Annotated in this window: 20 protein-coding genes and 1 other RNA gene; 13 read left to right on the top strand and 8 right to left on the bottom strand. The window is 71.0% G+C overall.

Going from position 1 to position 18,452, the window contains the following annotated elements; translation table 11 throughout:
* Positions 1-56: 56 nt before the first annotated feature.
* On the top strand, positions 57-1,112 hold the full coding sequence (locus R9Z33_RS15760; protein ID WP_318647532.1) for a malate/lactate/ureidoglycolate dehydrogenase: 1,056 nt from the start codon (positions 57-59) through the stop codon (positions 1,110-1,112).
* Between the two features lie 473 nt (positions 1,113-1,585).
* Here the strand turns inward: R9Z33_RS15760 and ssrA are convergent.
* Positions 1,586-1,923: a transfer-messenger RNA gene (ssrA, locus tag R9Z33_RS15755) on the bottom strand.
* A gap of 64 nt (positions 1,924-1,987) precedes the next feature.
* On the opposite strand from ssrA, the gene thyX reads away from it, so the two are divergent.
* From thyX to R9Z33_RS15730, 5 genes are read left to right on the top strand one after another with little or no spacing between them, the layout of a single operon-like run.
* Positions 1,988-2,926, top strand: coding sequence for an FAD-dependent thymidylate synthase (gene thyX / locus R9Z33_RS15750; RefSeq protein ID WP_318647531.1), 939 nt, complete (start codon positions 1,988-1,990; stop codon positions 2,924-2,926).
* On the top strand, positions 2,923-3,504 hold the full coding sequence (locus R9Z33_RS15745; RefSeq protein WP_318647530.1) for an HD domain-containing protein: 582 nt from the start codon (positions 2,923-2,925) through the stop codon (positions 3,502-3,504). Before thyX ends, R9Z33_RS15745 begins: the two co-directional genes overlap by 4 nt.
* The gene (locus R9Z33_RS15740; protein ID WP_318647529.1) at positions 3,501-4,385 is read left to right on the top strand and encodes a PfkB family carbohydrate kinase; all 885 of its coding nucleotides are present in this window, start codon (positions 3,501-3,503) and stop codon (positions 4,383-4,385) included. The genes R9Z33_RS15745 and R9Z33_RS15740 overlap by 4 nt, the downstream gene beginning before the upstream one ends.
* Before the next feature lie 10 nt (positions 4,386-4,395).
* Positions 4,396-5,328 carry a Bug family tripartite tricarboxylate transporter substrate binding protein gene (locus tag R9Z33_RS15735; RefSeq protein ID WP_318647528.1) on the top strand — a complete coding sequence of 311 codons (933 nt, stop codon included), beginning with the start codon at positions 4,396-4,398 and terminating at the stop codon, positions 5,326-5,328.
* A gap of 24 nt (positions 5,329-5,352) precedes the next feature.
* Complete coding sequence (locus R9Z33_RS15730; protein ID WP_318647527.1) at positions 5,353-6,324, top strand: Bug family tripartite tricarboxylate transporter substrate binding protein; 972 nt, start codon at positions 5,353-5,355, stop codon at positions 6,322-6,324.
* A gap of 65 nt (positions 6,325-6,389) precedes the next feature.
* On the opposite strand, the gene R9Z33_RS15725 is transcribed toward R9Z33_RS15730, so the two are convergent.
* The 3 genes from R9Z33_RS15725 to hflK form a co-directional block, all read right to left on the bottom strand.
* Complete coding sequence (locus tag R9Z33_RS15725) at positions 6,390-7,934, bottom strand: DegQ family serine endoprotease (RefSeq protein WP_318647526.1); 1,545 nt, start codon at positions 7,932-7,934, stop codon at positions 6,390-6,392.
* 107 nt (positions 7,935-8,041) lie between these two features.
* The gene (hflC, locus tag R9Z33_RS15720; protein ID WP_318647525.1) at positions 8,042-8,923 is read right to left on the bottom strand and encodes a protease modulator HflC; all 882 of its coding nucleotides are present in this window, start codon (positions 8,921-8,923) and stop codon (positions 8,042-8,044) included.
* Positions 8,920-9,999: an FtsH protease activity modulator HflK gene (hflK, locus tag R9Z33_RS15715; protein WP_318647524.1), complete on the bottom strand. Its 1,080-nt coding sequence runs from the start codon at positions 9,997-9,999 to the stop codon at positions 8,920-8,922. The genes hflC and hflK overlap by 4 nt, the downstream gene beginning before the upstream one ends.
* A gap of 301 nt (positions 10,000-10,300) precedes the next feature.
* Between hflK and R9Z33_RS15710 the strand changes: the two genes are divergently transcribed.
* The 4 genes from R9Z33_RS15710 to R9Z33_RS15695 are packed head-to-tail and all read left to right on the top strand — an operon-like array spanning position 10,301 to position 13,472.
* The gene (locus tag R9Z33_RS15710) at positions 10,301-11,416 is read left to right on the top strand and encodes an Mrp/NBP35 family ATP-binding protein (RefSeq protein ID WP_318647523.1); all 1,116 of its coding nucleotides are present in this window, start codon (positions 10,301-10,303) and stop codon (positions 11,414-11,416) included.
* The gene (locus R9Z33_RS15705) at positions 11,413-11,766 is read left to right on the top strand and encodes an MmcQ/YjbR family DNA-binding protein (RefSeq protein ID WP_318647522.1); all 354 of its coding nucleotides are present in this window, start codon (positions 11,413-11,415) and stop codon (positions 11,764-11,766) included. The genes R9Z33_RS15710 and R9Z33_RS15705 overlap by 4 nt, the downstream gene beginning before the upstream one ends.
* Before the next feature lie 9 nt (positions 11,767-11,775).
* A complete protein-coding gene (locus R9Z33_RS15700) occupies positions 11,776-13,125 on the top strand; it encodes a replication-associated recombination protein A (RefSeq protein ID WP_318647521.1) in 1,350 nt (449 codons plus the stop codon).
* Positions 13,122-13,472, top strand: coding sequence for a fluoride efflux transporter FluC (locus R9Z33_RS15695; RefSeq protein ID WP_318647520.1), 351 nt, complete (start codon positions 13,122-13,124; stop codon positions 13,470-13,472). The genes R9Z33_RS15700 and R9Z33_RS15695 overlap by 4 nt, the downstream gene beginning before the upstream one ends.
* A 20-nt stretch (positions 13,473-13,492) precedes the next feature.
* On the opposite strand, the gene R9Z33_RS15690 is transcribed toward R9Z33_RS15695, so the two are convergent.
* Positions 13,493-13,969 carry a MarR family winged helix-turn-helix transcriptional regulator gene (locus R9Z33_RS15690; RefSeq protein WP_318647519.1) on the bottom strand — a complete coding sequence of 159 codons (477 nt, stop codon included), beginning with the start codon at positions 13,967-13,969 and terminating at the stop codon, positions 13,493-13,495.
* Between the two features lie 99 nt (positions 13,970-14,068).
* Here R9Z33_RS15690 and R9Z33_RS15685 point away from each other — a divergent pair, with 99 nt between their 5' ends.
* Genes R9Z33_RS15685 through R9Z33_RS15675 form a run of 3 tightly spaced genes read left to right on the top strand, consistent with a single transcriptional unit; the run spans position 14,069 to position 15,391 of the window.
* The gene (locus R9Z33_RS15685; RefSeq protein ID WP_318647518.1) at positions 14,069-14,554 is read left to right on the top strand and encodes a VOC family protein; all 486 of its coding nucleotides are present in this window, start codon (positions 14,069-14,071) and stop codon (positions 14,552-14,554) included.
* A gap of 32 nt (positions 14,555-14,586) precedes the next feature.
* On the top strand, positions 14,587-15,012 hold the full coding sequence (locus R9Z33_RS15680) for an SRPBCC family protein (RefSeq protein WP_318647517.1): 426 nt from the start codon (positions 14,587-14,589) through the stop codon (positions 15,010-15,012).
* Between the two features lie 28 nt (positions 15,013-15,040).
* Positions 15,041-15,391 (top strand): DUF1428 domain-containing protein, encoded by a 351-nt coding sequence (locus tag R9Z33_RS15675; protein WP_318647516.1) that lies wholly within the window; start codon positions 15,041-15,043, stop codon positions 15,389-15,391.
* A gap of 32 nt (positions 15,392-15,423) precedes the next feature.
* Here R9Z33_RS15675 and R9Z33_RS15670 read toward each other — a convergent pair whose 3' ends face one another.
* From R9Z33_RS15670 to R9Z33_RS15660, 3 genes are read right to left on the bottom strand one after another with little or no spacing between them, the layout of a single operon-like run.
* Positions 15,424-16,311 (bottom strand): glycosyltransferase family 2 protein, encoded by an 888-nt coding sequence (locus R9Z33_RS15670; protein WP_318647515.1) that lies wholly within the window; start codon positions 16,309-16,311, stop codon positions 15,424-15,426.
* Positions 16,308-16,880, bottom strand: a complete 573-nt coding sequence (locus R9Z33_RS15665; protein WP_318647514.1) for a hypothetical protein — start codon at positions 16,878-16,880, stop codon at positions 16,308-16,310. Before R9Z33_RS15665 ends, R9Z33_RS15670 begins: the two co-directional genes overlap by 4 nt.
* Positions 16,877-18,388, bottom strand: coding sequence for an aldehyde dehydrogenase family protein (locus tag R9Z33_RS15660; protein ID WP_318647513.1), 1,512 nt, complete (start codon positions 18,386-18,388; stop codon positions 16,877-16,879). The genes R9Z33_RS15665 and R9Z33_RS15660 overlap by 4 nt, the downstream gene beginning before the upstream one ends.
* Between the last annotated feature and the right edge of the window lie 64 nt (positions 18,389-18,452).

The following is an 18,452-nucleotide window of genomic DNA, read 5'->3' as shown; positions in this document are numbered from 1 at the left end:
CCCATCCGCACCGGGCGTGTTTCGATCCTGCCTCGCCATTGGAGGATCAGAGCCGCATGCCCCGCCTAGCCCATGACAAGCTGACCGACCTGGTTGCCGGGATGCTGACGCGCGTCGGCGCCGCGCCTGAGGTGGCCCACCAGGTGGCGGTGGATCTGGTGGAGGCGAACCTCCAGGGCCATGACAGCCACGGCATGCAGCTCGTCCCCCGCTATGTGGAGAACACCGAGAAGGGGCTGATCACGCCCAATGCGATGGCCGAGCAGGTGGGCGGCGCGGGCTCGCTCGCCGTCTGGGACGGGCATATGGGCTATGGCCAATGGACCGGCCGGCAGGTGACGGCGGCCGGGATCGCGGCGGCGCGGGAGCATGGGCTGGCCTGCTTCGGCCTGCGCAACACGCATCACTTGGGCCGCATTGGCGCCTATGCGGAGATGGCGGTGGAGGCGGGGATGATCGGCCTCTTCTTCGTCAATGCGGTGAGCGGGGCGCCGGTGGTCTCGCCCTTCGGCGGCACGGATGGGCGGATGGGCACGAACCCGATCTGCATCGGCATCCCCAAGGCGCCGGCCCCTATCATCCTGGATTTCGCAACGAGTGCCATCGCCGTCGGCAAGGTGAAGGTGGCCTTCAACGCGGGCAAGCCGGTGCCGGCGGGCGCGCTGGTGACGCATGAGGGTGCGCCCAGCACGGATGCGGCCGTGATGTACGGCCAGGGGCCGCGCGGCGCCTTGCTCTCCTTCGGCGGGCACAAGGGCTATGGGTTGGCGCTGGTGTGCGAGATCCTGGCCGGCGCGCTGACCGGTGGCGGCACGAATGAGCCGAAGAACCCGAACAATCGCGGCATCGTGAACGGCATGCTGGGCTTCGTGCTGGACCCCGCGCGCCTCGCCGAGACTCCGGGCTTCGGCCAGGAGGTGCAGGCGATCTGCGACCATGTGCAGGCGAGCGCGCCAGGCCGCGTCCTGCTTCCCGGCGACCCGGAGCGGCGGGCCAAGGCGGAGCGGATGACGCAGGGCATCCCGTTGGATGACGTGACCTGGGGTGACCTTTCGGCCTGCGCCACGCGGCTGGGAATCGCGGAGCGCGAAATTCGCGCCGCGCTGGTGTGAGCGCGCCATCATTGGTCCGGCGCGCGTCCCGAGAATCCGGGCCCAATAGGCCCGGCGGAATGCTCCAGCATTCCGAAGCCAAGCGGCCGGGGGCCGCTGTTGGCGTCTGAGGGCGGCGAAGACCAACCCAAGTCTGCTGGGAGTTCGGAGGATCCGGGCCGAATAGGCCCGGCGGAATGCTTCAGCATTCCGAAGCCAAGCGGCCGGAGGCCGCGCCCGGCATCTGAAGGCGGAAAAAGCCAATCCAAGTCTGCTGGGAGTTCGGAGGATCCGGGCCGAATAGGCCCGGCGGAATGCTTCAGCATTCCGAAGCCAAGCGGCCGGAGGCCGCGCCCGGCATCTGAAGGCGGAAAAAGCCAATCCAAGTCTGCTGGGAGTTCGGAGGATCCGGGCCGAATAGGCCCGGCGGAATGCTTCAGCATTCCGAAGCCAAGCGGCCGGAGGCCGCGCCCGGCATCTGAGGGCATGAAGAAAGTGGGGGGCTTCTGTTGCCCGGTGCCCCCCGAACCGCGCTTACCTATTCCTAGGCAGCGAGCGCCATGTCCTCGCGGACATTGTCGTTGGCACTTGTGATTTGGTCCGATAACGCCGGTACCATGCCGGGCAAAAGCAGCGTCTTTACCACGCACGTCGAGCCTGTTTCGTCCCCGTGCCACGCTTCCCGACAAGGAAGGTTGGAGTGGTGGAGACGCCGGGCACTGCCCCCGGGTCCGTAACGTTTATGCCACGCTGCGTTTATCGCCATAGTCGGGGGCGGCAAGCCGCCTCTGACAGGACCAACATAGGGTGCCGCCTGGCCGAATGCCAGGGGAAGCCGGCCCCGTTTCCCGCCCGGTGGCCCTGCGCTACATGCAGCCCACCAGAGGATCACGAACATGGCATTGACGGACGCCCAGCGGGCAGAACTGGAACAGGCGCGCGCGGCGCGGTCGGAAACCCGGCGCGCCACCGTGCCGGCGCTGGAGGCGATGCTCTACCAGGTGATGCCCGTGCTCGATCACGGCTTCGTCCGCGTGGTGGACTACATGGGCGATGACGGCGCGGTCGTGCAGTCTGCCCGCGTCTCCTACGGACGCGGAACCAAGGCCGCGAACGAGGATCGCGGCCTGATCCGCTACCTCATGCGGCACCGCCACTCCACGCCCTTCGAGATGTGCGAGATCAAGTACCATGTGAAGCTGCCCATCTTCGTGGCGCGGCAATGGATCCGGCACCGCACGGCCAATGTGAACGAGTACTCCGCGCGCTATTCCGTGATGGACCGCGAATTCTACATCCCCGAGCCCGCGCAGCTCGCGGCGCAATCCAGCAGCAACCGCCAGGGCCGCGGCGATGTGCTGGAAGGCGACGAAGCGGCCGAGGTGCTGCGCCTGCTGCGTGATGATGCGAGCCGCAACTACGATCACTACGCCTGGATGCTGAATGAGGACGACGCCGGCCAGGTGGTGGATGAGGGCCGCTCCGGCCTCGCACGCGAATTGGCGCGGATGAACCTCACGCTCAACACGTACACCCAGTGGTACTGGAAGACCGACCTGCACAACCTGCTGCACTTCCTCAGCCTGCGCGCCGATTCCCACGCGCAATACGAGATCCGCGTCTATGCCGAGGCGATGCTGGAGACGGTGAAGGCCTGGGTGCCGCTGAGCTACGAGGCCTTCGCCGATTACCGCATGGGCGCGGTCATGATGTCCTCGCAGATGCTGGCGATCGTCCGCCGCATGCTGGGCGGGGAAGAGGTGACGCAGGTGACGAGCGGCCTCTCCAAGCGCGAATGGCGCGAGTTGATGGAGGTCCTGGGGCGCCCCGCGTGAGCGGACGGCAGGACGCGCTGCTGGGCTTCATCACCCTCGCCGACCGGCTGAAGCATGTGCTGCGCGCCTCCCGCACCGGCGAGCGGCGCGAGAACGCGGGCGAGCACGCCTGGCATGTGGCCCTCATCGCCGTCCTGCTGGCCGATGAGGTCGAGCCACGGCCCGACATGGCGCGCGTGCTCTCGATGATCGCCATCCATGACGTGATCGAGATCGAGGCGGGCGACACCTTCGCCTTCGACGAGGCGGGGCTGCTGACACAGGCGGCGCGCGAGCAGGCGGCCGCCGAGCGCATCTTCGGCATGCTGCCGCCCGACCTCGCCACGCGCCTGCACGCGCTGTGGCGTGAATTCGAGGCGCAGGAGACGCCCGAGGCGCGCTTCGCCATGGGCTGCGACCGGCTGCAGGGCTTCGCCCAGCAGGTCGAATGCGGCGCGCCCGCCTGGGCCGAGGTGGGGCTAACCCGCGCGCGCAGTCTCAGGCGCATGCAGCCTGCGATTGACCTGGGCCCGCCCTTCGCCCCCATGATCATGGCGCTGTACGAGCGCGCCATGCGGGAGGGGCTGCTGCTGCCGTGACGGTCACCATCTTCGGCTCCGCCATTGCCGACATCGTCTTCCGGCTTCCACGCCTTCCGGGCCCGGGCGAAACGCTGCTGGGCGCGGCCGGCGCTCCGCTCGCCGGCGGCAAGGGGCTGAACCAGGCCATCGCCGCGGCGCGGGACGGCGCCGATGCGCGCTTCGTCGGCTGCGTCGGCCGTGATGAGCATGGTGACCTGCTGCGGATGGCGCTGATCGCGGCGGGCGTGAACGTGGCGGGCCTGCGCGGGGTGGATCGGGCGAGCGGCCTGGCCTGCGTCTGCGTGGATGCGGAGGGGCAGAACCAGATCGCTGTCTCGCCCGGTGCGAACCTCCAGGCGCGGGCGGCGCAACTGCCCGAGCTGCGCGACGACTCCATCCTGCTGCTGCAGATGGAGGTGCCGCCGGAGGAAAATGCCCGCGCCATCGCCCGGGCGCGGGCGGCGGGCGCGCGCGTGCTGCTCAACCTCGCCCCCGCCGCCGCGATGGATCGCGCGGCGCTGGGTGGCGTGGACCTGCTGATCCTGAACGAGGGCGAGGCCGCCTGGCTCGGCCGGCAGCTCGGCCGCACGGGAGATGCGGCGGCGCTGAACGAGGTCCTGGGCATCGGCGTCGCGGTGACGGAGGGTGCGCGGGGTGCCTCGGTCGCGACGCGGGCGGGGCTGATCCAGGTGCCGGCCTTCGCGGTCGGGGTGGTGGACAGCACCGGCGCGGGCGATGCCTGGTGCGGCGTGCTGGCGGCTGCATTCCATCTCGGCATGCCCATGGAACTCGCGGTGCGCCGCGCCAATGCGGCGGGTGCTTTGGCCTGCACCCGGCCGGGCGCCGCGCCCGCGATGCCGGACAGCGCGGCGATCGATGCGCTGATGGGGCTCGACTAGGCGCGCGATGATGCGCCCCACCCGCCGTGCCCTGCTCACGCTGCCGCTGGCCCCGTCCGCCCGTGCGCAGGACCGGCCCATCCGCCTCGTCATCGCCTTCCCGCCGGGCGGCAGCACGGACCTGCTGGGCCGGCTGGTCGCACCCCGGATGGGCGAATTGCTCGGCACCGGCGTGACGCCCGAGAATCGCAGCGGCGCCTCGGGCGCGGTGGGTGCCGGGGTGGTGGCGCAGGCCGCGCCGGACGGCACCACCCTGCTGCTCGATTCCGGCGGGCAGGCGGTGAACCCGCATCTGATGCGCGGCCTCGGCTTCGACTACGCGACCGCCTTCGCGCCCGTCACCCTGCTCGCGACCCTGCCGCTGGTGCTGGTGGTCCGGCCTGATCTCGGCGTGACGGACCTGCCCGCGCTGCTGGCGCGGCTGCGGGCGGAGGGGCGGCCGGCGGCCTATGGCAGTGTCGGCATCGGCGCGCGCACCCATCTCGCCATGGCGGCGCTGCTACGCCGGGCCGGCCTCACGGGCGAGCACATCCCCTATCGCGGCGGCGCAGACCAGATGGCGGGGCTGCTGCGTGGCGATGTGGCGATGGGTTTCACCTCGGTGGCACTGGCGGCACCGCTGCTGCGGGAGGGGCGCCTGGTCGCGCTCGGCTATTCGCTGCCCGGGCGCGTGCCCGCCATCGCGGAGCAGGGCTTCCCGGGCTTCGCCATCGGCGACTGGCTGGCGCTGCTGGCCCCCGCCGGCACGCCGCCCGCCATCGTCCAGCGCATCGCCGCCGCCGCGCGGGAGGCCGTGATGCAGCCCGCCCTGCGCCCGCGCCTCGCGGAACTCGGCCTCGAGCCGGCGGCCGAGGGGCCGGAGGCCCTGGCCCGGTTCCTCGCTGCCGAGCGCGCGGCGATGGGCGCGCTGATCGCGGCCGAGGGGATTCGGCTCGACGGATAGCGCGGCGCGCGGCATTTAGGGGGGATGAACCGTCGCGCCCTTCTCGCCCTCCCTCTCGCCGCCCCGGCGATCGCCCCCGCGCAAGCCTGGGCCCAAGCCTGGGCCCCCACGCGCCCCGTGCGCATCGTCGCAGGCTGGCCGGCCGGAGGTTCCGCCGATGCTTCGCTGCGCCTGGTGGCGCCGCACATGCAGACCGTGCTCGGGCAGAGCGTGGTGATCGAGAATCGCGGTGGCGCCTCGGGCTCCATCGGCGCGGGCGTGGTGGCGCAGGCGGCGGCAGATGGCCACACGCTGCTCTTCGACGCGGCGGGCCAGGTGAGCAACCCTCTCCTGATGCGCGGCCTCGCCTTCGACTACCTGACCGCCTTCGCGCCGGTCTGCCTCTTCGCGCTGCTGCCCAACGTGCTGGTCGTGCGGGCCGAGACGCCGGTGCGGACGGTGCCCGAACTCGTCGCCTATCTGCGGGCCAATCCGGGTCAGCCCTATGCGAGCACCGGCATCGGCCTCGCCTCCCATCTCGCGGCGGTGATGTTCACCCAGCGCGAGCGGCTGGAGGTGACGCATGTGCCCTATCGCGCCAGCCAGCAATCCATCCCTGGCCTGCTCGCCGGCGAGACGGTCTTCACCTTCAACACCACGCCGCTGGTGATGCCGTTGATTCGCGACAACCGGTTGCGGGCGCTCGCCGTCGCCACGCCGCGCCGCATCCCGACGCTGCCCGATACGCCCACCATGCTGGAGCTGGGCTATGATGGCTTCTCGCTGAACGAGTGGCTCGCGCTCTTCGCGCCGGCCGGCACGCCCGCCGCCGCCATCGCCCGCCATGCGGAGGCCGCGCAGCAGGGCCTGGCGGACCCGGTGGTGCGGGAGCGCCATGCCAATCTCGGCATGGACATCCAGGCGCTCGGCCCCGCCGATTTCGCGGCCTTCCTGACCGAACAGCGGGCGCGCATCGGCGCGCTGATCCGCGACAACAACATCCGCCTGGAAAGCTGACGCGGCCCGCCGCAACGGGAAAGGGGGGCCGAGGCCCCCCTTTTTTGTGTCCGTCGTCCCGGGCCTCAGCCCGGTGCGCCGCGCGGTGGGGCGAGGCGCAGCGGGACGAAGCGCTGGCCCTGCTGCTGGCTCTCGATCAGGAAGAGCGCGGTGGCCCGGCCCTGGCGGCGCAGCCGCTCGATCCGCTCCTGCAATTCCTGCGGGGTGGTCACGCGTTCCTGCTGGACTTCCAGGATCAGGTCGCCGGGGCGGATTTCCCGCTCGGCGCCCGGGGTGTTGGGCAGCACTTCGGTCACCACCACGCCGCGTGCCTCGGGCCGCAGGCGGAAGCGCTCGCGCAGCTCCGCCGTCAGCGCCGTCACACGCAGGCCAAGGCCCGAGAGCTCGATCGGCCGGTCGGGGCGCGGGGTCTGGCTGGGCGCGGTGGAGGCGGGCGTGGCTTCCGTCGGCAATTCGCCGAGCGTCACGGTCACCGTCTCCTCGCGGCCATCGCGCCAGACGACGACGGGCACCTGCGCGCCTACCGCCGTTTCGGCCACGATGCGGGGCAGGGTGCGCATCTCGCGCACTTCCTGGTTGTTGAAGCGCAGCACCACATCGCCGTTGCGGATGCCGGCGGCGGCGGCGGGCGCCCCCTCCTGCGCGCGGGCGATCAGCGCGCCACGCGCGCCGCCGCGCAGGCCGAGGCTCTCCGCGATCTCATCCGTCACCTGCTGGATGTTCACGCCGAGCCAGCCGCGCCGCACCCGGCCACCCTCGGCCAGCTGGCGGGCCACGCCGCGCGCGAGGTTGGAGGGGATGGAGAAGCCGATGCCGATGGAGCCGCCGGTCGGCGAGTAGATGGCGGTGTTGATGCCCACCACCTCGCCGCGCATGTTGAAGAGCGGGCCACCGGAATTGCCGCGGTTGATGGCGGCATCGGTCTGGATGAAGTCGTCGAAGGGCCCCTGGCGGATGTCACGCCCGCGGGCCGAGATGATGCCGGCGGTGACCGTGCCGCCCAGGCCGAAGGGGTTGCCGATGGCGACCACCCAGTCGCCCACCAGCGCCGTGTCGGAATCGCCCCAGGGGACGAAGGGCAGGGGCGCCGTGTGGCTCACCCGCAGGACCGCGAGGTCGGTGCGCGGATCGGTGCCGAGCAGCGTGGCGCGCAGCGTCGTGTTGTCCTGCAGGATGACGTTGATCTCGTCCGCGCCGTCGATCACGTGGTTGTTGGTGATGACGATGCCCGAGGCATCCACGATGAAGCCCGAGCCGAGCGACTGCGCGCGGCGCGGCGCCGGCCGGTTGGGCTGGTTCGGCTGCGGCTGCGCCTCGTTCTGCTGGCCGGGCGGGCGGTTGCGGTTGAAGAAGTCGCGGAAGAATTCCTCGAAGGGCGAGCCCGGCGGCGCCTGCGGCGTCTCGGGCGCATCGGGCCGGCCCGGGCGCGGCGCCACATTCTGCGAGGTGGAGATGTTCACCACCGCCGGCAGCAGGTTCCGGACGAGGGGCGCGAAGCTCTCGGGCGCCACGAAGGGCGGCATGCTGGGCGCTGGCGCGGCGGGGGCCGCCGGCTGCGCCAGGGCGGGGGCGGAAAGGGCCAGGAGAAGGGCGGTCGCGACAAGCCGCATAGGGCAAGCACCTCTGGAAAGAGAATGGGCCAGGGTGGCGCGGACCACCCCAGCCCGTCATGTGGAAGCTAAGGCGCGCCTGTCCAGCGCGCCAGCCCCAAGGCGAATCAGCGCGGCGCCCCGGTGCGCGCCGGCATGTCCCGGAAATAGCGGAAGAAGTCGCTCTCCGGGGTCAGCACCATGCGGGATTCGCCGGTCGAGAAGACATCCCGATAGGCCTGCATGGTGCGCCAGAACTGGAAGAATTCCGGGTCACGCTCGAACGCCTCCGCGAAGATGCGGATCGCCTCCTGCTCACCCGTGCCGCGCAGGATCGCTGCATCGGCTTCGGCGCTGGCCAGGATCACGGTGCGGTCGCGCTCGGCCTGGGCGCGGATGCGGGCTGCCACCTCGGCACCCTCGGCGCGGGCCTCGCGGGCCACGCGCTCACGCTCGGACTGCATGCGCGAGAGGATGGCCTGCGTGTTCTCGTCCGGCAGGTCGGCGCGACGGATGCGGACATCCGTCACGTCGATGCCGAAGCGCCGCGCCTCCTCGTTCACCTGGCGGCGGATCTCACCCATGATCCGGCCGCGATCGGCACTCAGCACGGCGAGCAACGTCTCGCCCGCCAGCACGCGGCGCAGCGAGGAGGTGACGATGGAGTTCAGTCGGCCGCGGATGCCCGCCTCCGTCGCGCCCACCGTCTGGAAGAAGAGCAGCGGGTCGGTGATGGAGTAGCGGGTGAAGCTGTCCACGATCAGGCGGCGCTGGTCGCCCAGGATGACTTCCTCGCCCGGCGCCTCGAAGTCGAGCAGGCGGCGGTCGAAGACGATCACGGTCTGGATGAAGGGCAGCTTCACGTTCAGGCCCGGCGTCTGGATCACGCGGATCGGCTGGCCGAACTGCGTGATCAGCACCTGCTGCGTCTGCTGCACGGTGAAGAAGCTGGAGGCTGCGACGAAGAGGGCGGCGACGGCGACGCCGGCCGCGATGGCGAGCTTGTTCATCGGCCCGTCCCCCCGCGTTGCTGCTGCTGCTGGATCATCGGCGCGACCGCAGGCGGCGGCACGGCCGGGCGCGGCTGCGACTGGCCCGTCGGCGCATTGCTGCGGCCGTCGAGCGGCAGGAAGGGCACGAGGCCCTGCAGCCGGTCATCCACCAGGATCATGCCGTTGCGCTTGAAGATCTCTTCCATGGTTTCCAGGTACATGCGGCGCACCGTGACATCCTGCGCCTGGTTGTAGGCGCCGAGCACGGCGTTGAAGCGGCCGGCCTCGCCTCGGGCGCGGGCGATCTGGCTGTCGCGGAAGCCCTGCGCCTCCTGCACCATGCGCTCCGCCTCGCCGCGGGCGCGGGGGATGATGTCGTTGCGGAAGCTCTCCGCCTCATTGCGGACGCGCTCGCGGTCGGCATTCGCGCGCTGCACATCGCGGAAGCTCTCGACCACCGCGGCCGGCGGGTCGGACTTCTGCATCTGCACCTGCGTGATCTCGATGCCCGCGCGGTACTGGTCCATGATCGCCTGGGTGCCGCGGCGGACATCCTGCTCGATCTGGGCGCGCGCCTCGGTCAGCGCCGGCTGGATGGGCGTCTTGCCGATCACCTCGCGCATCACGGATTCGGCGGCGGATTTCACCGTCTCCTCCGGGTTGCGGGTGTTGAACAGGAAGTCGGCCGCGTCGCGGATGCGCCAGAAGACGGCGAAGTCGATGTCGATGATGTTCTCATCGCCCGTGAGCATCAGCGATTCGGCCAGCACGTCCCGCGCCGAGATCACGCGCCCGCCGGGGGCGACATCGGGCGCACCGCGGAAGCCGATATCCACGCGGTTGATGCGCGTCACGCGCGGCGTGGTCACCGTCTCGACCGGCCAGGGGATGCGGTAGTTCAGGCCGGGCGGGGCCGTGCGGTCGAAGGCACCGAAGCGCATGACGACGCCAAGCTCGTCCGGCTGGACGCGGTAGAAGCCCGAGGCGCCCCAGACGCCGACCAGGACGAGAGCCGCGAGGCCGATGGCCTTGCCGCCGCCCGCGCCACCGCGCGGCAGCAGGCGCCGCACCGTATTCTGGGCGTTGCGGATCATCTCCTCGATGTCCGGCCCCTGGCCGCGATTGCCGCCGGGCGGGCCCGAAGGCGGTCCGCCCCAGGGTCCGCCGCCATTTCCCCCACCACCGGGAGGACGCGGATTGCCCCAGGGGCTCGGTCCACCATTGTTCCAAGACATCGTTACCGGACACTCCGTTCTGGCCGCCGGGGACGCCCCCGGGCGGTCATTCCTGAATTCTCTTCCATATATAGGCTCGCTCGCCCCTTCGGGAGGGGTGCGCATGCGCTTCCGCATGTGCATATGTGCGGCCCCGCCGGTCAAGGAAAGGTTCAGAAACATGTCGGACACGCTCATCGCGGCCATCAAGGCCGCTCTCTCCCGGGTCACGGACCCCGCGACGGGCGTGGATGTGATGAGTTCCGGCATGATCGAGGGCATCTCCGCCCGCGACGGCATGGTGCAGTTCACCCTCTCCGTCCCGCGCGAGCGGGCGCGCGGCATGGAGCCGGTGCGCGCCGCCTGCGAGAAGGCGGCGGCCGGCGTGCCGGGCGTGATCTCGGCCACCGTCGTGCTGACGGCCCATCGCGAGGCGCCCGAAGCGCCAGGGGCGCGCTCCGCCCGCCCCGCGCCGGGGCCGACGCCGCCCGGCCAGGGGCAGATGCTGCTGCCCGAGGTGAAGCGCATCATCGCCGTGGCCTCGGGCAAGGGCGGCGTGGGCAAGTCCACCACCGCGGTGAACCTCGCCGTGGCGCTGGCGGCGCAGGGCCTTCGCGTCGGCCTGCTGGATGCCGACATCTATGGCCCCTCGCTGCCGCAGATGCTGGGCACGCAGGAGAAGCCGCGCGCCGTGGGCCAGCGGATCATCCCCCTGCAGCGCTGGGGGCTGAAGGCCATGTCCATCGGCTTCCTCGTCGAGCAGGAGACGGCGATGATCTGGCGCGGCCCGATGGTGATGGGTGCGCTCGAGCAGATGATGGGCCAGGTCGAGTGGGGCGAGCTCGACGTCATGCTGGTGGACATGCCGCCGGGCACGGGCGACGCGCAGCTCACCATGTCCCAGAGGGTGCCGCTGGCGGGCGCGGTCATCGTCTCGACGCCGCAGGATGTGGCGCTGCTGGATGCACGGCGCGGCATCAAGATGTTCGAGAAGGTGAACGTCCCCGTGATCGGCCTGATCGAGAACATGTCCTATTTCTGCTGCCCCGAATGCGGCCACCGGACCGAGATCTTCGGCCATGGCGGTGCCCGCGTGGAGGCGGAGCGGCTGGGCGCCGAGTTCCTGGGCGAATTGCCCCTCAAGCTCGCCATCCGGCAGATGGCCGATGCCGGCACGCCCATCGTGCTCGCCGCCCCCGACACGCACGAGGCCGCGACCTATCGCCGCATCGCCGCCCGCATCTGGGAGAAGGTGGAGCAGCCCGCCGCCACCGGGCCGCGCATCGTGATGGAATGAGTGCCGCGCTGACCCGGCTGCGGCGCATCTGCCTTGCCCTGCCCGAGGCGGAGGAGCGCGAGACCTGGGACACGCCCACCTTCCGCGTGCGTGGCAAGATCTTCTGCATGGCGCTGACGGAGCCGCTGGCCATCTGGGTGAAGGCGCCGCGTGGCAGCCAGGAAGTGCTGATCGCGGCGGCACCGGAGCGCTTCTTTCGGCCACCCTATCTTGGCCACAAGGGCTGGGTCGGCGTGAACCTCACCGGGCGGCCGGACTGGGCGGAGGTGGAGGCGCTGGTGCGGCGAAGCTGGAGCCTGGTGGCGCCGCGGGCGCTGGCCGCCCGTGCCGGCAGCGCCGAACCGGGCTAAGCTCGCCGCATGGCACCCCGCCGCGACCCTTCCGACGACCTCTTCGGCCCGCCCGAGGCCCCGCCGCCCAGCGCCGCCTCCAGCGCCATATCCCGCCCCCTGGCCGAGGGGGCGCCGCTGGCCGAACGGCTCAGGCCGCGCAGCCTCGGCGAGGTGGTGGGGCAGGATCAGTTGCTGGGCGCCCAGGGCAGCATCACCCGCATGCTGGGGCGGGGCAGCCTTGCCTCCATGATCCTCTGGGGCCCGCCCGGCGTGGGCAAGACCACCATCGCACGGCTGCTGGCCGAGGCGGCGGAGTTGAGCTTCGTCTCGCTCTCGGCGGTGTTCTCGGGTGTTGCGGACCTCAAGCGCGCCTTTGACGAGGCGCGGCAGCGGCGGCGCATGGGGCGGCGCACCTTGCTCTTCGTGGATGAGATCCACCGCTTCAACCGCGCGCAGCAGGATGGATTTCTTCCGGTGGTGGAGGACGGCACCGTGGTGCTGATCGGCGCCACCACGGAAAACCCGAGCTTCGCGCTGAACGGCGCGCTGCTCTCGCGCTGCCAGGTGATGGTGCTGAAGCGGCTGGATGCGGCCGGACTGGAAGCGCTGCTGGCCCGCGCCGAGGCGGAGGCGGGCCGCGCCATCCCGCTCGATCCCGCAGCGCGCGAGGTGCTGCTGGCCATGGCCGATGGGGATGGGCGCTACCTGCTGAACCTCGCCGAGCAATTGCTGGCGCTGGAGGACCCTTCGCCGCTCGACCCCGCCGGGCTTTCGCAACTGCTGGCCAAGCGCGCGGCACTCTACGACAAGGACCGCGAGGAGCATTACAACCTCATCTCCGCGCTGCATAAGTCGCTGCGCGGGAGCGATCCGGATGCGGGGCTCTACTGGTTCGCGCGCATGATCCTGGGCGGCGAGGATCCGCGCTACATCGCCCGCCGCCTCGCGCGTTTCGCCGCCGAGGATGTGGGCCTGGCCGATCCCTCCGCGCTGCCCGCCGCCATCGCCGCCTGGGAAAGCTATGAGCGGCTGGGTTCGCCCGAGGGAGAACTCGCGCTGGCGCAACTCGTCGTGCATCTCGCGACCGCGCCCAAGTCCAACGCCGTCTATGCGGGCTGGAAGGCGGCGCAGGCGGCGGCGCGCGAGACCGGCAGCCTGGCACCCCCCGCCCATATCCTGAACGCGCCGACGAAGATGATGCGCGACCTGGGCTATGGCGCGGGCTACGCCTACGACCATGACACGGAGGAGGGCTTCTCCGGCCAGAACTACTTCCCGGAGGGCATGGCGCGGCCGCGCTTCTACGAACCCGTGGGGCGTGGCGCGGAGGCGGAGATCGCCAAGCGCCTCGCCCAATGGGAGAAGCTGCGGCGATGAGCTTCCTCCTGGTGGCGCTGGGCGGGGCGCTGGGCTCGATGGGGCGCTACGGCGTCTCGCTGATGGCGATGGCCTGGCTCGGCTCCGCCTTTCCGTGGGGAACGCTCGCGGTGAACGTGCTGGGCAGCGGGGCGATCGGCGTGCTGGCGGGGCAGGGGATCAGCGGAGGCGCGCGGCTCTTCTGGATCACCGGCGTGCTGGGCGGCTTCACCACCTTTTCGGCCTTCAGCCTGGAGGCGGCGTTGCTCTGGGAGCGCGCGGCCTGGCAGGGCGTGGCCTATGTGCTGGCGAGCCTGGGCCTCGGGCTGGCGGCTTTCGCGCTCGGGTGGGTGCTGGCGCGGGGGTGAGGTGAGGGGAGCCGCCCGGCTCAACCCGCACCATCGGCCGGGAGGGATCTGATTTCGGCCAATCCCCGCCGCAAGGCCGCCGCCGTGCCCTCGCCAAGCTCCGCATCCAGCGCCGCATGCGCCGCACGCCAGGCCGGGACGGCCTCCCGCAGCAGGGCGACGCCTTCCAGCGTGATCTGGACGCGGCGGGCGCGGCGGTCCTTCGCATCGGGGATCACGCGCAGCAGGCCGCGGCGCGCCAGCGGCTTGACCGCGGCGGTCAGCGTCGAGGGTTCCATGGCGAGGAAGGGTGCCAGCCGCCCGATGGCCGGCGGCTGCGCCTGATTGAGTGCAACCAGCAAGGAGAACTGGCCGTTGGTGAGGCCGAAAGGCCGGAGTGCCACGTCGAAGCGCCGCGCCAAGGCGCGCGCCGCGCGCTGCGCCGCCAGGCAAAGGCAGGTGTCGCGGATGTGGTGCACCGTGGCGACGGGGAGGGTTTCCGCATTTGACAACGTCATTTTACTTTGATATCAAAATTTCGCGACGAATGCCAGAGCAGAGCCGGTCAAACCGCAGGCTTCCTGGGGAGACGCCATGACCGAACCCGGAGATTTCCCATGAGCGACCCCACCCCGAAGAACACGGTCTGCCTGTGGTTCGACCGCGAAGCGGAGGCGGCCGCGCGATTCTATGCGGCGACCTTCCCCGACAGCCATGTCCGCGCCGTGCATCGCGCCCCGGCCGACTATCCCTCGGGGAAGGCGGGCGATGTGCTCACGGTGGAGTTCACCGTGGCGGGCATTCCCTGCATCGGCCTCAATGGCGGCCCCGCCTTCCCGCACAGCGAGGCCTTCTCCTTCCAGATCGCGACCGACGACCAGGCGGAGACCGACCGCTACTGGGACGCCATCCTCGCCCATGGCGGGCAGGAGAGCGCCTGCGGTTGGTGCAAGGATCGCTGGGGCATCAACTGGCAGATCACCCCGCGCGTCCTGACCGAGGCGCTCGCGGCGGGCGGCGATGCGGCGAGGCGCGTCTTCGCGGCGATGATGACGATGCGCAAGCTCGACGTCGCGGCCATCGAGGCCGCCCGGCGCGGCTGACAACCTGGCGAAGCAACAGCGGAGGAAGCGGCATGCCCGCACAGCAGATCACCGTCGAAGCCCTGGTCCCCGCGCCGATCGAGCGCGCATGGGCCGCCTTCACCACGCCCGCCGACATCACGCAGTGGAACTTCGCGAGCGATGACTGGTGCTGCCCCTCCGCGGAGGTCGATCTGCGCGTCGGCGGCACCTACAAGGCGCGGATGGAGGCGAAGGATGGCAGCTTTGGCTTCGATTTCGAGGGGCTCTACGAAGAGGTGGAGCCCGGCCGCGCCCTCACCCTCACGCTCGGCGACGGGCGCAAGGCGCGCACCACCTTCGCGCCGAGCGGCGATGCCACCCGGGTCACCACCGTCTTCGACGCGGAGACGCTGCACAGCATCGCGATGCAGCGCGATGGCTGGCAGGCGATCCTCGACAATTTCGCGGCCCATGTCGGCAGACAGGCCGCGCGCTGAACGCCACGGCATCGGCGGGAGAAGAGGGATGTATGTGGACGGATTTGTGCTGGCGGTGCCGACCGATGGCAAGGAAGCCTACCGCCGCCACGCGGAGGAGGCGGCGGTGGTGTTCCGCAGGCATGGCGCGCTATCGCTCGTGGAGGCCTGGGGTGACGACGTGCCCGAGGGGAAGGTGAACTCCATGCACACCGCCGTGCTGCGCAAGCCGGAGGAGACGGTGGTGTTCTCCTGGATCACCTGGCCCGACAAGGCTACGCGGGATGCGGGCATGCAGAAGGTCTTCGCCGACCCCGCCATGGCCGGCAGCATGCAGCACATGCCCTTCGACGGGACTCGCATGATCTTCGGCGGGTTCGAGGTGATCGTCGACGCCTGACGCGCGGGCCGGGGCGCGCGTCCCCGCGCCTCTCAGCCGAGGCGGATCTGTTGCGCCTTCCGGCCCCGCATCCAGGCGAGGATTCCCGCCGCGCGCCCGGCCCATTTCTCGCGGCGCGCATCGCCGCGCCGCAACGCCGCCTTGAGCGCGAGGCCGGGCCATTCGGCCAGCGCGAGCCGCCAGGCGGCGGCGCGCCCGCGATGCTTCGCTTCCAGATGCAGCCGCGACCAGCCCTGGTGGAAGGCCTTCCAATGCGAGAGGCGGGGCGCGGGGGCGGAGCTGGCGCCGCCCAGGTGCCGCACCCGCACCCCCGCCACATGCAAGAGTGCATGGCCGGCCGCCCGCATCCGCAGGCAGAGGTCGTCATCCTCGAAATAGAGGAAGATGTCGGGATCGAACCCGCCGATCCCGCGCAGCGCCGACATGCGCAGGAACATGGCCGAGCCGCCGACATACCAGCAGCAGGCATCGCCCGAGGGCTCCACCACCGGCCCGCGCAGGCGGCGGAAGGGCAGGTCATGGCCGAACTGCATGTGGCCTTCCTCGGCGATCACCTCGGGCGCCAGCATCCCCGCCTCGGGGTAGCGACGCGCGGCGGCGACGAGGCCTGCGATGGTGTCGGCTTCGAGCGTGGCGTCGGCGTTCAGCAGCAGGCCGAACTCGGTCGTGACCTCGGCGAAGCCCAGGTTGGCGCCGGGGCCGAAGCCGAGATTCCTCCCCGCGCGGATCACCCGCGCCGCGGGGCGGGCCGCTTCCGCCACGGCCGCGCTGTCATCGGGCGAGGCGTTGTCCACCACGATGACCGGGCAGTCCGCCGGAATGGCGGCGAGGCAATCCGGCAGCAGCGCCGCCGAGTTGTAGGCGACGATGACGACGCTGCACGCCGCCTCCGGCGGGGGACAGGCCGCCGCCGCCGTCACGGACGGGCGGGCGCCAGTTCGGACAACGCCTTGAGGAAGGCGGCGATGGCGGCCTCGGGCTCCATCGCGGCATCGAAGCCGGTCTTGCTCTCGTCGCTGCCGACGGCGACAAGGCCGCCGGCCCAGAAGCCCGTCGCACCCTCGCCCGGGGGCAGGGCGTATTGCAGGATCGCGATGCCGCCCGGCCCCCGGTAGGAGATGTAGGGGCAGCGCTTGAACTTCTTGGTCCGCACGCCGCCGCCCGTCTTGGGCGCGCCGCTTCCGGCCAGCAGCGCATGCGGCGTGGTGATGCCACGCGCCTTGGCCGTCTCGGGCGTCAGGTCGAACTTCGCCAGCGCCTCGGCCGCCACCGCCTTGATGCGGGCCACGGCGGCATCCAGCTCCGGATTGGGTTCGGCGCGCTGGCCCGGGGGCGCCACGCGCCGCTCGGCCAGCGCGGCCTGCGCCGCTTCGCGGAACTGCTGCGCCTTGACGTGCAGCTTGGTGTTCGCACCGGCGAGGATGGCCTCGGCATTGGCCACCATCGCCTTGAGCTCGGCCGCGGTCTTGCCCGTCAGGTCGAGGCTCATGCCATGTTGACCATGATGGTCTTCTTGTGGGTGAAGTGCTCGAGCATGGCCTCCAGCGAAGCCTCCTTGCCGAGGCCGCTCGACTTCACGCCGCCGTAGCTGAGGTTGGCCTGCACCACCAGGTTCTGGTTGATCTGCACCAGGCCCGCCTCCAGCCGGTGCGCGAGGTCGAGGCCCACCTTCAGGTTGTTGGTCCAGAGCGAGGCGGCCAGGCCGTAGTCGCTGTCATTCGCCTCGGCCAGCACGGCCTCGGGGTCGTCGAAGGCCTGGATCACGGTGACGGGGCCGAAGATCTCTTCCTTCACCAGGCGGGAATTGCCATCGAGGCCGGTGAAGATCACCGGGCGCAGGAAGAGGCCCTTCTTCAGCGCAGGGTCGCTCGGCATCGCGCTGCACTCATGCGCGGTGGCGCCGGCCGTCGCCTTGCCCTCGGCGATGTAGGCCTGGACCTTCTCGAACTGGCCCTGGCTGATGATGGTGCCGATGTCGGTCTTCTCGTCCAGCGGGTCACCCATCACCATGCCGTCCACCGCCTTCTTCATCTCGGCCACGAAGGCGTCGAAGATCGGGCGCTCGACATAGATGCGCGAGGCGGCGGTGCAGGACTGGCCCTGGCGCGTGAAGCGCATGGAGGTCAGCGCGCCGGAGACGGTCTTGGCGAAGTCGCAATCGGCGAAGACGATCATGGGCGACTTGCCGCCCAGCTCCAGCGTCACCGGCACCAGCTTCTGCGAGGCGGCCTTGGCCACGATCTTCCCGGTCTCGACCGAGCCGGTGAAGGTCACCTTGCGGACCAGCGGGTGCTCGACCAGCGGCGCGCCGCATTCGGGGCCCATGCCGCTCACCATGTTGAAGCAGCCCGGCGGCAGCACGCGGTTCATCAGCTCGCAGATGCGCAGCACGGCGAGCGGCGCTTCCTCGGCCGACTTCACGACGACGGTGTTGCCCGCCACCAGCGCCGGCGCCACCTTCAGCGCCATCAGCAGCATCGGCACGTTCCAGGGGATGATGGCCCCCACCACGCCCAGCGGCTCACGCACGGTGACCGAGAGCACGTTCGGCGCGAAAGGCACGCTCTCGCCCTTCAGCTCGGAGCCGAGGCCGCCGAAGAATTCGAAGACATCGGCCACCACGCCGGCCTCGACGCGGCTTTCGGTGCGCAGCGCCTTGCCGGTCTCGAGCGCGATCAGGCGGGCCAGCTCCTCCTGGTGCTCCTTCAGGAGCGCCGCACACTGGTGCACCAGCGCGCCGCGCTTGCGGGCGGGGACCTTGGCCCATTCCTTCTGCGCGCGGGCGGCGTCACGGACGGCCGCGTCCACATCGGCCGCGTCGCCCTCGGCCGCGCTCGCGACCTGGATGCCGGTGGCGGGGTTCACCACCGGGAAGCTCTTGCCGCTGACGGCCGGCACATAGCGGCCGCCGATGAAGTGCAGGCCGGAGAGGGCGGTGGCCAGCTTCTGCTGGTCGAGGCAGGGGGCGGCGGGGGTCGGGTGCGGCGTGTCGAGCATCGGTGCGTTCCTCTCAGCAACTCGCGGCGGACCATGCGCCGGATGGGGGGGAGGGGGCAAGCCT

Origin of the sequence: Sediminicoccus rosea, from assembly GCF_033547095.1 — a bacterium.
Taxonomy (GTDB): Bacteria; Pseudomonadota; Alphaproteobacteria; order Acetobacterales; family Acetobacteraceae; genus Roseococcus; species Roseococcus rosea.
This window is presented reverse-complemented; position numbering and strand designations above follow the sequence as displayed.

Bases quoted from the DNA above. Each gene is read 5' to 3' on its own strand.
- R9Z33_RS15660 (WP_318647513.1), bottom strand. From the start codon at position 18,388: ATGCTCGACACGCCGCACCCGACCCCCGCCGCCCCCTGCCTCGACCAG.
- R9Z33_RS15760 (WP_318647532.1), top strand. From the start codon at position 57: ATGCCCCGCCTAGCCCATGACAAGCTGACCGACCTGGTTGCCGGGATG.
- R9Z33_RS15675 (WP_318647516.1), top strand. From the start codon at position 15,041: ATGTATGTGGACGGATTTGTGCTGGCGGTGCCGACCGATGGCAAGGAA.
- R9Z33_RS15680 (WP_318647517.1), top strand. From the start codon at position 14,587: ATGCCCGCACAGCAGATCACCGTCGAAGCCCTGGTCCCCGCGCCGATC.
- hflC (WP_318647525.1), bottom strand. From the start codon at position 8,923: ATGAACAAGCTCGCCATCGCGGCCGGCGTCGCCGTCGCCGCCCTCTTC.
- R9Z33_RS15725 (WP_318647526.1), bottom strand. From the start codon at position 7,934: ATGCGGCTTGTCGCGACCGCCCTTCTCCTGGCCCTTTCCGCCCCCGCC.
- R9Z33_RS15685 (WP_318647518.1), top strand. From the start codon at position 14,069: ATGAGCGACCCCACCCCGAAGAACACGGTCTGCCTGTGGTTCGACCGC.
- R9Z33_RS15705 (WP_318647522.1), top strand. From the start codon at position 11,413: ATGAGTGCCGCGCTGACCCGGCTGCGGCGCATCTGCCTTGCCCTGCCC.
- R9Z33_RS15700 (WP_318647521.1), top strand. From the start codon at position 11,776: ATGGCACCCCGCCGCGACCCTTCCGACGACCTCTTCGGCCCGCCCGAG.
- R9Z33_RS15730 (WP_318647527.1), top strand. From the start codon at position 5,353: ATGAACCGTCGCGCCCTTCTCGCCCTCCCTCTCGCCGCCCCGGCGATC.
- R9Z33_RS15695 (WP_318647520.1), top strand. From the start codon at position 13,122: ATGAGCTTCCTCCTGGTGGCGCTGGGCGGGGCGCTGGGCTCGATGGGG.
- thyX (WP_318647531.1), top strand. From the start codon at position 1,988: ATGGCATTGACGGACGCCCAGCGGGCAGAACTGGAACAGGCGCGCGCG.
- hflK (WP_318647524.1), bottom strand. From the start codon at position 9,999: ATGATCCGCAACGCCCAGAATACGGTGCGGCGCCTGCTGCCGCGCGGT.
- R9Z33_RS15735 (WP_318647528.1), top strand. From the start codon at position 4,396: ATGCGCCCCACCCGCCGTGCCCTGCTCACGCTGCCGCTGGCCCCGTCC.
- R9Z33_RS15690 (WP_318647519.1), bottom strand. From the start codon at position 13,969: ATGACGTTGTCAAATGCGGAAACCCTCCCCGTCGCCACGGTGCACCAC.
- R9Z33_RS15710 (WP_318647523.1), top strand. From the start codon at position 10,301: ATGTCGGACACGCTCATCGCGGCCATCAAGGCCGCTCTCTCCCGGGTC.
- R9Z33_RS15665 (WP_318647514.1), bottom strand. From the start codon at position 16,880: ATGAGCCTCGACCTGACGGGCAAGACCGCGGCCGAGCTCAAGGCGATG.